This window comes from Alloalcanivorax sp. C16-1 (assembly GCF_046507805.1).
In the GTDB taxonomy this organism is placed as follows: domain Bacteria; phylum Pseudomonadota; class Gammaproteobacteria; order Pseudomonadales; family Alcanivoracaceae; genus Alloalcanivorax.
In genome coordinates this window covers 323,179-335,282 of the sequence record NZ_JBKFTK010000001.1, presented here as the reverse complement: position 1 = coordinate 335,282, position 12,104 = coordinate 323,179, and the positions used below count along the sequence as shown (strand labels likewise).

General features: G+C 67.2%; 10 protein-coding genes. 8 read left to right on the top strand and 2 right to left on the bottom strand.

Annotated elements, in window-relative coordinates; translation table 11 throughout:
• Positions 1–142 precede the first annotated feature (142 nt).
• A complete protein-coding gene (locus ACLD0W_RS01655) occupies positions 143–724 on the bottom strand; it encodes a TIGR00730 family Rossman fold protein (protein WP_410305778.1) in 582 nt (193 codons plus the stop codon).
• Between the two features lie 188 nt (positions 725–912).
• A complete protein-coding gene (locus ACLD0W_RS01650; protein WP_228232376.1) occupies positions 913–2,181 on the bottom strand; it encodes a porin in 1,269 nt (422 codons plus the stop codon).
• A gap of 181 nt (positions 2,182–2,362) precedes the next feature.
• Here ACLD0W_RS01650 and ACLD0W_RS01645 point away from each other — a divergent pair, with 181 nt between their 5' ends.
• The 8 genes from ACLD0W_RS01645 to ACLD0W_RS01610 all read left to right on the top strand — a co-directional run bounded on the left by ACLD0W_RS01645 (position 2,363) and on the right by ACLD0W_RS01610 (position 12,101).
• On the top strand, positions 2,363–3,277 hold the full coding sequence (locus ACLD0W_RS01645; RefSeq protein ID WP_410305777.1) for a LysR family transcriptional regulator: 915 nt from the start codon (positions 2,363–2,365) through the stop codon (positions 3,275–3,277).
• Positions 3,278–3,405: 128 nt separating this feature from the next.
• Positions 3,406–4,941, top strand: coding sequence for an ABC transporter substrate-binding protein (locus tag ACLD0W_RS01640; RefSeq protein WP_410305776.1), 1,536 nt, complete (start codon positions 3,406–3,408; stop codon positions 4,939–4,941).
• Positions 4,938–5,861 carry an ABC transporter permease gene (locus tag ACLD0W_RS01635; RefSeq protein WP_410305775.1) on the top strand — a complete coding sequence of 308 codons (924 nt, stop codon included), beginning with the start codon at positions 4,938–4,940 and terminating at the stop codon, positions 5,859–5,861. Before ACLD0W_RS01640 ends, ACLD0W_RS01635 begins: the two co-directional genes overlap by 4 nt.
• Before the next feature lie 3 nt (positions 5,862–5,864).
• A complete protein-coding gene (locus ACLD0W_RS01630) occupies positions 5,865–6,791 on the top strand; it encodes an ABC transporter permease (protein WP_410305774.1) in 927 nt (308 codons plus the stop codon).
• Between the two features lies 1 nt (position 6,792).
• Positions 6,793–8,865 (top strand): dipeptide ABC transporter ATP-binding protein, encoded by a 2,073-nt coding sequence (locus ACLD0W_RS01625; RefSeq protein ID WP_410305773.1) that lies wholly within the window; start codon positions 6,793–6,795, stop codon positions 8,863–8,865.
• Complete coding sequence (locus ACLD0W_RS01620) at positions 8,862–9,953, top strand: hypothetical protein (protein WP_410305772.1); 1,092 nt, start codon at positions 8,862–8,864, stop codon at positions 9,951–9,953. Before ACLD0W_RS01625 ends, ACLD0W_RS01620 begins: the two co-directional genes overlap by 4 nt.
• Positions 9,954–9,972: 19 nt before the next feature.
• Entirely contained in the window at positions 9,973–10,773 is an 801-nt protein-coding gene (locus ACLD0W_RS01615; RefSeq protein ID WP_410305771.1) for an alpha/beta fold hydrolase, read from the top strand.
• Positions 10,770–12,101, top strand: coding sequence for an adenylosuccinate lyase family protein (locus tag ACLD0W_RS01610; protein WP_410305770.1), 1,332 nt, complete (start codon positions 10,770–10,772; stop codon positions 12,099–12,101). Before ACLD0W_RS01615 ends, ACLD0W_RS01610 begins: the two co-directional genes overlap by 4 nt.
• Positions 12,102–12,104 lie beyond the last annotated feature (3 nt).

Genomic DNA, 12,104 nt, shown 5'->3' with positions numbered 1-12,104 from the left:
AGTTGAAAGTTACAAGTTAAAAGTTAAAACGCGGGTCGGGTCCGAGCGTGCGACAAGGCCGTGCCCGCGTTTCAATAAGATCAAACCCGTGGTAAGGCGCTTCGGGTGCGACCTTTCAACTTTTCACTTTCAACTGCTCTCCTCACAAATCCGCTTTCCTGACCCAGGTCTTGGCCTCCGGCTTCTGATACTCCGCCATGCGGTCCAGCAGCCGGACCGGGTCCGACTCCACGATCAGCATGTCCCGGTGGGCCGGGCGCAGAAAGGCTTCGCCGGTGGCGTGATCGAGAAAGGCGGTGAGGCCGTCGTAGTAGCCGTCCACATTGAGCAGCGCGCAGGGATTCTCATGCCAGCCCAGCTGCCCCCAGGTCCAGATCTCGAACAGTTCCTCCAGGGTGCCGACGCCGCCGGGCATGGCGATAAAGCCGTCGGCGAGCGCGGCCATCCGGGTCTTGCGCTCGTGCATGGAGGCGGTGACGTGCAGCTCGGTGAGCCCGGGGTGGGCGAGCTCCTTATCGCGCAGGGCCTCGGGAATCACCCCGGTGGCGCGCCCGCCGGCGTCCAGCACCGCGTCCGCCACCACGCCCATGATGCCCACGCTGGCGCCGCCGTAGACCAGCCCCAGATCCCGCTTCACCATCTCCCCGGCCAGCGCCCGGGCGGCCTCGGCGTAAACCGCCCGGCGCCCGGGGCTGGACCCGCAATACACACAAACACTGCGCATGCACTCTCTCCACTGATTGGCTGTCTCGATTCGGGCGCCAAGGATGACCCGCCGCGCCGACGCGCGCAAACCGGAACGGCGACAGCCAGACCCGCGGCCCGGCTGGAGAGGAAGGTTGGAAATCCTAAAAAAGCCGATGACGTCCGTGTCATCGTTGCTCGGGAGAGCGAGAGGCAGAGTCGGAGGGATCAGAACTTCACGCGGCCGCCGGTGGTGACGATGGTGATGTCTTCGTACTTGGGGTTGTAGCAGGTGCGCCCGGAGGAGGTGCACCACTCGCCGCGCTCAAAGCTGTGAATCTTGGCGCCGGCATAAATATCGAACATCTCCGTGGGGCTCCACACATAACCGGCGCCCACCACCGAACCCTTCTCATCGTCCTTGTTGCGATCCCGGGTTTCCCCGTAATGGATATCGAACGCATGGTGCCGGCTGGGGCGGTAGCCCAGCTTGATATAGCGGAACTGGCCCAGCTCGGAACGCGTGGACGAGAAGGTGCCGGTGCGCTCGTCGGTGGTCAGCTCCGCCTCGTAGTTCACCGCCGCCAGGGTGATGTTGAAACCGGTGCTGCTGTGAAAATAGGACACCGAGCCGCCGTAGGTGGTGACGTCCGGGTCCGCTTCCGGGTCGAAGCGCTGATCCGGGGTCTCCCCTTTGCGGGTGGCGATGGAATAGCCCAGACCCACCAGCATGCGGCCGCCGGGCACGCGCAGACCGGACTTCATGCCGAACTGGGTAATGGTCTCATAGTTGTCCGAGTCGCTGCCGTGGCCGGTGCTGGCGGACAGGGTCACCGGGCCGATGCGCGGGCTGTCGTAGCGGATACGGTCGTGGCGGCCCTCGAAGTTGTAGTCGCGGATGCTGCCACTGATGGAGGTGCGGTTGTTGTCGCCTTCCTGCAGATCGAACGCCTCGGTACCGGTGAAGTTGCCGTTGGCGTCGAACTTGCGTTTGAACGAGGAGTCCTTGAGCGCGTAGCTGAGCCCGCCGCCGATCAGCGACGGGTTACGGAAACTGATCACGCCGGTGCCGGAGTAGTCCAGGCGGCCGGTGTTGTAGGCGGCGCCTTCGCCATGGCCCACGGTGATCTTGCCGTAGGGCGAATCGATAAAGGCATCGGTAATGCGCTGATCGAAATCGCCGTCGATGGATTTCTCTTCCGGGTTCACGTCGTTGGACGGGTTGGAGAGGATGCCCACTTCCACCAGGGCGCCGCCGGTCCAGCCTTCCATCAGGCGCTGGGTGCCGCCGATGTGCACCCGGGTCGGGCTGTTGCGGTTGTCCACGTGGTAGAACTCGGTGCTGGAGCCCACGCCCAGATAGTCGGGGGCGTAGCCGTCCTCGACGAACATCACGGCGCGGTTGACCTGGCCGCCCACCTCGAATTCCGCCGCCAGGGCGGGGGCGGCGATCAGACTGGATACGGTGATCGCCAGGAGCGATTTCGGGGATCCCATGCTTCCTCCGGATATTGTTGTTTTATCGTGCGACGTGCTTGTGAAGACGCGCTTTGTCGATAGTGGTGCGCCGCTGGCCGGCGCGATCAGGTTTACTTTATCCGCCACCGTTGATACTTATGTAAATTGAAAACATCCTATGAATATATGCGTTTTCTGCATTTGAGGGGCTGGCGCCGCCATGAACATCAAAAAGTTGAAGTGCTTTCGCGCGGTGGTGATTCACGGCTCCCTGGTGGCCGCCGCCTCGGTGATGAACCTGAGCCAGCCGGCCACCAGCCGCCTGATCTCCACCCTGGAAGACGAGCTCAAGCTGAAGCTGTTCAAGCGCGAAAAACGCCGTCTGGTGCTGACGCCGGAGGGCAAGAAATTCTACCAGGAAGCGGAAAAAATCCTCGCCAACCTGGAAGACCTGCCGCGCATCGTCCAGGAGATCAAGGAGGGCGGCCAGCGCACCCTGCGCATCGTGGCGCTGGCGCGGCTGGCCAACAGCTTGGTGTCACCGGCGCTGGCGCGCTTCGCGGGCGAGCATCCGGAGCAACGTTTCAGCGTGGACGTGCGTGGCCACCGCGACATCGAGCAATGGGTGGCCGGGCGCCACTACGACATCGCCGTGGCGCTGACCCGGCCCTGCAATCATCCTTCGGTGATCCAGCGGCCGTTCTTCGATACCGACGCCATGGTGATGGTGCCCAAGGGGCATCCGCTGGAGAGTGCCCGGTCGGTGACGCCGGCGCAGCTTGCCCGCCACGACATCATCGCCCTGGCACCGGGCCTGCGGCCCCGTTTTCAGATGGAGGAAATTTTCCAGAAGGCGGGGGTGGAGCTGCGCTGCAAGATCGAAACCACCTCCACGTCCCTGGCCTGCCAGATGGTGGTGGACGGGCTGGGCGTGACCATCATCGACCGGTTGGCGGCCCTGGCGGTGGACCCGGCGCGGTTTGCTCTGCGGCCCCTGCGCCCGGCCTATCGGCTGGAGTTCGTGCTGTTGTTTCCGCCCGGTTTCGAGGAAACCCCGGCCACCACCGATCTGGTGCGCTGCCTGGGCGAACAGGTGAAAGCCTCGCTGGGGCGGCATGCGACCATGACCGGATAGGGTGGAATCAATAGATGCACAAAACGCATAGAAACATACGATATATTCAATTTTAAGATATAGCGGCCCCGCCTAGACTGCCGATCAGCGTTCCATAACGTTTCGAATAACGATAAGCGGGAGGAAAGATGGCGATTCGCTGCCCGGTCCGGGTGGTCACCTTGCTGATCAGTGCGCTGGCGGCGGCCCTTTGGCCGGCCACGGCGGCGGCGGGACCCGACGACGATACCCTGGTGGTGGCGTTCTCCAAGGCGCTGACCACGGTGGACCGGCTCTACTCGATCCAGCGGGAAGGTCTGATTCTGTCGCGGCTCACCGACGACGGTCTGTTCTACGTGGACCCGGACACCCTGGAGTTCGAACCGCTGGCCGCCGCGTCCTATGAGTGGGTGGACGATACCCGCCTGGACGTGACCCTGCGCGAGGGCATCCGCTTCCACGACGGCAGTCCGCTCACCGCCGACGATGTGGTCTACACCTTTCAGTGGGTGCTCAACGAAGACTCCGATACCAGTCGCGGCGCGGTGATTCGCGGCTGGCTGAAGGGGGTGGAGAAGACCGGCCCGCTGTCCGTGCGCTTCACCCTCAACATGCCGTATCCCATGGCGCTGCGTGATCTGGCCATCAGCATTCCGTTGCGCAAGCGCGGCACCTACCACGATCATCACGACGACAGCCGCCCGCTTAACGGCATCGGCCCCTACCGGGTGACCCGCTTCAGCGCCGGCCGGGAGATCGTGCTGGAACGGTTCGAGGACTATTACGCGGACAGTCCCAAGGCCCACCCGGCGATCCGCAACATGGTGTTCCGGGTGATTCCGGACGAGGGCACCCAGCAGGCGGAGCTGCTCAGCGGCGGCATCGACCTGATGATGGACGTGCCGCCGGACGTGGCCGACAACGTCAGCGCGCTGCCCGGCGTGGCGCGGCTGGAAGGCAACGATATCCGTATCGGCTATCTGACCCTGGACGCCGGCGGCTACGCCGACCCGGATTCGCCGATGACCAACCTCAAGGTGCGCCAGGCGATCAATCACGCCATCGACCGGGAAGCGATCACCCGCTATTTGATGCGCGGCAGCGCCCGGGCCATTCCCTATGCCTGCCACCCGCGCCAGTTCGGCTGTGACTCGGACGGCCCCCGTTATCCCTACGACCCGGAAAAAGCCAGAAAGCTGCTGGCGGAGGCCGGCTACCTGAACGGCTTTTCGTTCAAGCTATGGGCCTATCGGGAAAAGATCATCGCCGAGGCCATCGTCAATAATCTGCAAGCGGTGGGGCTCGACGTGGACCTGCGCTTCGTCAAGCTGAACGTGTTTTCCAAGGTGCGCAACGAGCACCGCATGGAGGCCTTCTTCGCTTCCTACGGCAGCGGCGGCACGCCGGACGCCTCGGCCTCCACCGGCGTGCATTTCGCCGCCAACTCCTCGCGCAACTATTCCGGCGACGCCGAACTGTCGCGCACCGTGCTGGCGGCGGAGCGCACCATCGATCCCGAGCAACGCCGCCGGCTGTACCGCCAGGCCCTGGACCGCATCGCCGAGCAGGCGTACTGGGTGCCGCTGTTCTCCTACAGCCAGAATTATCTGCTCACCCCGGCGCTCTCGCTGCCGGTGCCGGACGACGGCGTACCGCGGCTCTGGCAAGCCGCCTGGAGGCCATGACCATGATGAATTATGTGATGCGCCGGGCTCTACTGGCGTTGCTGGTGGCGCTCACCGTGTCGTTCGGCACCTTCGCGCTGTTCTACTTCGCCACCGACCCGGCGCAGACCATCGCCGGCGAGGACGCGCCCCAGGAAATGGTGGAGGCGATCCGCGTGCAGTACGGCTTCGACCGGCCGATCACGGTGCAGTACGTGGACTGGCTGGGTGGCGTGCTGCAGGGCGACTTCGGGCAGAGCTATTTCTGGAAGCAGCCGGTGGTGGAGCTGATCCGCGAACACGCCAAGGTGACCCTGCTGCTGGCGTTCTCGGCCCTGGCGGTGACCATTCTGATCGCCTTGCCGCTGGGCATCGGCGCCGCCCTGCGACCGAACAGCTGGGTGGACCGCTTCGCCTTGTCCACGGCGGTGTCGGCCCAGGCGATTCCCAATTTCTGGCTGGGCCTGATGCTGATCATTCTGTTCGCGGTGACCTTTCCGATCTTTCCGGTCTCCGGCGATTCCAGCTGGCGGCATTACGTGCTGCCGGCGTTGGTGCTGGGCGCCAGTTCGGTGCCGGCGGTGATGCGCCTGACCCGCACCGGGTTGCTTGATGTGATGGGCTCGGACTATATCCGCACCGCCCGCGCCAAGGGGTTTACCGGCTACCGGCTGATCGTGCGCCAGGCCCTGCGCAACGCGCTGCTGCCCATCGTCAGCGTGCTGGCGGTGCAGCTCGGCAACAAGCTGGGCGGCTCCATCGTCACCGAATCGGTGTTCAGCATGAACGGCCTGGGCCGGCTGGCGGTGGAATCGATCTTCAATTCCGACATTCCCACCGTGCAGTCCTTGATCCTGCTGTTCGTGCTGACCTTCGTGCTGTTGACGCTGGCGGCGGACCTGATCAACGCCTGGCTCGACCCACGCATCCGGATGGGCTGAACCATGACACTCAAAGAAACCGTGGACCAAACCGATCTGGCGGCGGCGCCGCCGCAACAGGAAACCCTGGGGCTGACCCCCGGGCAGGCCGCGCTCAAGCGCGCCCGCCATCATCTCGGGCTGCAACTGGGGCTGGGCATGCTGTTGGTGATGGGCGTGTTCGCGCTGCTGGCGCCGTGGTTGGCGCCCCATGATCCCTACCTGCAGAACCTGTCCCTGCGGCTGCTGCCGCCGGCCTGGGTCGACGGCGGCCAGTGGCACTACGTGCTGGGCACCGACCATTTGGGGCGCGATTACCTGAGCCGCATCATCTACGGCGCCCGCATCTCGATGATGATCGGCCTGGGTGCCGCCACCATCGGCGCGCTGATCGGCGTCACCCTGGGCATTATCGCCGGCTACTTCGGCGGCTGGCTGGATCAAGCGGTCAACTTTCTGGTCACCTGCCAGCTGGCGGTACCCAGCCTGCTGCTGATCATGGCCCTGGTGTTCGTCATCGGCCAGTCGATCACGGTGGTGATCTTCGTGATCGGCGCCACCCACTGGGTGTTCTATCTGGTGGTCACCCGGGCCGCCACCCTGCGCATTCGCGAGCTGGATTTCGTGGCCGCCGCCGGCGCCATGGGCGCCAGCAAATGGCAGATCGCGGTGAAGGAAATCCTGCCCAACCTGGTCAACCAGATCATGGTGATCTTCACCCTGGAAGTGGCGGTGGCGATCCTCAACGAAGCCACCCTGTCGTTCCTCGGCCTGGGCGTGCCGTCGCCGATTCCGTCCTGGGGGCTGATGATCGCCGAGGGCAAGACCGCCATGTTCTTCCAGCCGTGGCTGGTGATTCTGCCGGGCGTCGCCCTGTTCGTGCTGGTGATCGCCATCAACCTGCTCGGCGACGGCGTGCGCGACGTCACCGTGACCAACCGGAGGAGCTGACATGAGCACGGCACCCCTGCTTGAGATCCGCGACCTGTCGGTGACCCTGCCCACCGACAGCAGCGCCCTGCGCGCGGTGCGCGGCGTCAGCCTGGACCTGCGCCGGGGCGAGACCCTGGGCATCGTCGGCGAGTCCGGCTCCGGCAAATCCATGACCGCCCTGGCACTGATGAACCTGCTGCCACCGGCGGCCCGGCGCCAGGCCGCCGCCATCCGCTTCGGCGATGACGACCTGGCGGCGATGGGCGAGAAGGACCTGGCCGGGCGGGTGCGCGGCCGCCGCATCGGCATGATCTTCCAGGAGCCGATGACCAGCCTTAACCCGGTCTACACCATCGGCCGGCAGCTGATCGAAACCATGACCATTCACGGTGGCACCTCGGTCGCCGCCGCCCGCCGCCGCGCCATCGAACTGCTGGAAAAGGTGGGCCTGCCGGACCCGGCCAGCCGCCTTAAGCAATACCCCCACGAGATGTCCGGCGGCCAGCGCCAGCGGGTGATGATCGCCATGGCGCTGATGAACGAGCCGGAACTGCTGATCGCCGACGAGCCCACCACCGCCCTGGACGTGACCATCCAGGCGCAGATCCTGCACCTTCTGAGCGAGCTGCAGCGGGAGTTGGGCATGGCGATGATTCTGATCACCCATGACCTGGGCGTGGTGTCGCGGGCCGCCGACCGCATCGCGGTGATGTACGCCGGCGACATCGTCGAAACCGGCACCACCGAGGCGGTGCTGAGCGCGCCGTGCCACCCCTACACGCAAGGGTTGCTGGAATGCGTGCCCGGTTACCGGGAAGCGTCCGCCCGCCGGCTCGGCTCGATCCCCGGTATCGTGCCGTCGATGACCGGCGAAATTCGCGGCTGCGCGTTCGCCGCGCGCTGCCCACGGGCGGTGCCCCGCTGCCACCAGGAAGATCCGCCGCGCCGTCCGGTGGAGACCGCCGGGGCGGGCGCGCAGCCGGCGCGCAGCTTCGTGTGCCACGACCCGGAAGAAACCCGTGGCCGGGGCTTCACCGGCGGCGACACCGCCACCGGCCCGGCCGCGCCGCGCACCGGCGACAGCGTGCTGCGGGTGGACGACGCCAGCTGCACCTTCTCCGTGCGCCGGGGCCTGTTCGGCAAGCGCAAACCGCTGCGCGCCCTGGACCGGGTAAGCCTGGATATCCGCAAGGGCGAGGTGCTGGCGCTGGTGGGCGAGTCCGGCTGTGGCAAGACCACCCTGACGCGCACCATCATGGGCCTGCAGACTCCGGACGCCGGCACCGTCACCCTGGCCGGCCGGCCCCTGGGCGAGCAGCCGGCGCGGCAACGCGCCCGGCTGATCCAGCCGATTTTCCAGGACCCCTATTCGTCCCTGAACCCGCGCCACACCATCGGCGACATCATCCGCCGGCCGCTGGTGATCAACCGGCTCGGCGACGCCGGCGAACAGCGCGCCAGGGTACACCGCATGATGGACTACGTGGGCCTGCCGAGCCGCGTGTTCAACAGCTTCCCCGATCAGCTCTCCGGCGGGCAGCGCCAGCGCGCGGCCATCGCCCGGGCCCTGATTCTGGACCCGGAGATCGTGATCTGCGACGAACCCACCTCGGCCCTGGATGTGTCGGTGCAGGCGCAGATTCTCAACCTGCTGCTGGACCTGCGCGATGAGCTGGACCTGACCTATCTGTTCGTCACCCATGACCTGTCCGTGGTGCGCCATCTGGCCGACCGGGTGGCGGTGATGTACCTGGGCGAGATCGTCGAGTGCGGGCCCGGAGAGCAGGTGCTGAACCGCCCCAAACACCCCTATACCCGGGCCCTGCTGGATTCGGCGCTGAGCATCGAGCCGGCCCTGGGCGTGCCGGCGCCGGATCTGGCCGGCGATTTCCCCAACCCCATGAACCGGCCGTCCGGCTGCCCGTTCCACCCGCGCTGCCCGCTGGCCGATCAACGCTGCCGCCAGCAGGTGCCGGCCACCGAGACGCTGGACGGCACCCTGGTGAAATGCTGGAAGGCGGACTCCGTGCCGCCGTCCGCCCCCCTGGATTTTCGCCCTGACCACAACAACAAAGAGGACGCCGCGCCATGAACGCAAGGCTGATACCGATGGCCGGGCTGCTGGCCCTGCTGGCCGCCTGCCAGGCCACCCCCACGCCTCCGGAGGCGTACACCGAAAGCACCACCGACGAGGCGGTGCAACCGGCCACCTTCGAACGCTACGGCACCCTGACGGTGGCCGCCGGCACCGAGGAAAAGCCCCTGGACATGCGCCTGTGGTACGCGCGCCCGGACCAGGTCACCCCGAATACACCGGTGGTGCTGGTGATGCACGGTGGCCGCCGGGACGCCGACAACTACCGGGATTACTGGGGCCCCTACGCGAAAAAGTACAACGTGCTGGTGGTGGCGCCGGAAGTCACCCAGAAGGCGTTTCCCACCGGCTGGGGTTACCAGACCGGCAACTGGGTGAGCCGCGATTCGTCGTCCACCGACGCCAGCAAGGGCCACCGCAATCCGGTGGAGGAGACTTCCTTCGCCGCCGTCAATCGCGCCTTTGAAAGCCTGTGCGACCGGCTCGGCCTGAACGCCACCACCTACGACATCTGGGGCCACGGCAGCGGCGCCCAGTTCGTGGCGCGCATGGTGATGCTCTACCCGCAGGCCCATATCCGCACGGCGGTGGCCGCCAACTCCGGCACCTACACCTTCCCGGACTGGAGCCTGCCGCTGCGTTATGGCCTGAAGAACACCGGCCTGGCGCCGGAGGATCTGGCACCGGCCTACGCCCACCATCTGGTGATCATGCTCGGCGAGGAAGACAACGACCCCTCCCACCGGCTGCTCAGCAAGCTCGACATCGCCGAGGCCCAGGGCGCCCATCGCCTGGCCAAGGGCAAGAACTTCTTCGCCGCCAACAAAGCGATGGCCGAAAAACTCGGCGTGCCGTTCAACTGGGAGCTGCGCACCGTGTACGGCATCGGCCACAGCGGCAGCAAGATGAGCGAACCCGGCGCCCGCTATCTGTTGGCCGGCAAGGCGGAGGAAGCGCTGTTCCCGCTCAAGCCCCGCGCCAAGACGCCGCCCGCCGATGAAACGCCCCGCGAACAGGAACAGCGCCAGCGCAACCAGGAACTGCTGCGCGGCTCCGGCACCGACGGCGAAGCCTCACCGTTCTGAACCGCGCCAAGGAAAGGTTATGAAACAGGAACGACAACGGATCGATCTGAGCCAGGGCACGCTCAGCTATTTGCGGGCCGGCAACGGCCCGCCGGTGATGTTCTTCCACGGCCTCAACGGCAACGCGGAGAGCTGGCGCCGGCAACTGGACGGGCTGGCCGGCTCGCTGGAAATGTGGGCCTGGGACGCCCCCGGCTACGGGGACTCCGACCCGGGCGGTGACGGTCTCGACGATCTGGCCGCCGCCGCCCTGGCCTTTATCGAGCGGGTGACGGCGGGACCGGTGCATCTGGTCGGCCATTCCATGGGCGGGCTGGTGGCCATGGCCGTGGCCCTGCGCGCACCGGAGCGGGTCCGGCGGCTGGTGCTGTCCTGCACCCACCCCGGGCACGGCCTGAGCGGCGCGGACGCCGCCGATGAACGCTACCGGCGACGCCTGCGCGAGCTGGGCGAACTGCCGCCGGCGGAATACGGCGCCCGGCGCGCCCGCGGCATGCTGCCGGAGGGCACCGACCCGGCGGTCCAGGCCGAGGTGGCGCGCATCGCCGCCGGCGCCCGCGCCGAGGGCCTGGGCGCCGCCGCCCTGGCGATCCAGCGCGCCAACCTGCAGCCGGAACTGCACCGGATCCAGGCGCCCACCCTGGTGCTCACCGCCGACCGCGACCGTGTCGCGCCGCTGGCCAAGGCGCGGCCGTTGCTGGAGGGCATCCCGCAGGCGCGCCATCAGGTGCTGGAGGGGCTGGGCCACGCGCCGTACATTGAAGACAGCGCCCGCTACAACGCCGTCCTGGCGGATTTTCTGTCGCGGTCCGAGCCGTGAATCCGGACGCGCTGTTCAGTACCCCGCGAAAAATCCAGGCCTGGCTGGACATCGAAGTGGCGCTGGCCCACAGCCAGGCGGAGCTGGGCATGATCCCGGTGTACGCCGCCGTGGAAATCGCCCGCCAGGGTCGCCTGGAACGGCTCGACCAGCGGGCGTTGCTGGACGATATGGCGGCCACCAAGGCGCCGATCGTGTCGCTGGTGAAGTTTCTGGCGGCGGCCTGCGAGGGCGACGCCGGGGGCTATGTGCACTGGGGCGCCACCACCCAGAACGTGATGCAGACCGCCGAGGTGCTGCTGCTGCGCGACGCCCACCGCGATCTGCTGGCGCGGCTGGCGGCCAGCCTGGACGCGCTGGCCGGCCACGCCGAGCGCGGCGCCACCGTGGTGATGGCCGGCCGCACCCAGCGTCGCCACGCCCTGCCGATCACCTTCGGCTTCAAGGTGGCCGCCTGGATCGACGAACTGCTGCGCCACGAAACCCGCTTCCGGGAAGCGGAGCCGCGGGTGTTCACGCTGGTGTTCGGCGGCGCCGTGGGCGGCTGGCATTCGTTCGATGGCCGGGGCGAGGCGCTGCAACGGACGTTGGCGAACCGGCTCGACCTGGGCTGCTTCCAGGTGCCCAGCCGCGCGGTCTACGACCATATGGTGGAGTACGTGCTGCTGCTCGGGCTGCTGGCCAGCACCTGCGCCAAGATCGCCCAGGAACTGTTCACGCTGATGGGTGAGGAGATCGGCGAGGTCCGCGAGGATCTGGACGAGGCGGTGGTGGGCAGCAGTACCATGCCGCAGAAGGTGAACCCCAAGCTCTCGGTGCAGGTGATCGCCCTGGCCGCGCGGCTGCGCGCCCAGCTCGGGCTGGCCCTGGACGCCGGCCAGATCAGCCATGAGGGCGACGCCGCCTCCAGCCAGATGCTCTATGCGGCGGTGGACACCGCCTGCCCGCTGGCGCTGGAGATGCTGGCCGCCCTCGAAGCGCTGATCATCGGCCTGCGCATCGAGCCCGACGCCATGCGCGCCAACCTGGCGCTCAGCGACGGTTTGATCAACGGCGAGAATCTGATGATGGCGCTGGCCCGGGGCGGGCTGGGGCGCCAGCGGGCCCACGATCTGGTCCACGAGGCGGCGCTCGCCGCCGGAGAAAGCGGTCGCGCCTTCCGCGAGGTGCTGGCCGACGACGCCCGGGTGCGGGCCGTTCTGGACCCGGCGGGCCTGGAGGCCGCCCTGGCGCCGGAGCACTATCTGGGCGACTGCGTACGGCTGGCCGAACAACAGGCCCGCCGCGCCCGCCATCTGGCCGCGGACATCCGCCGGCGCTTGCCGTAGAAG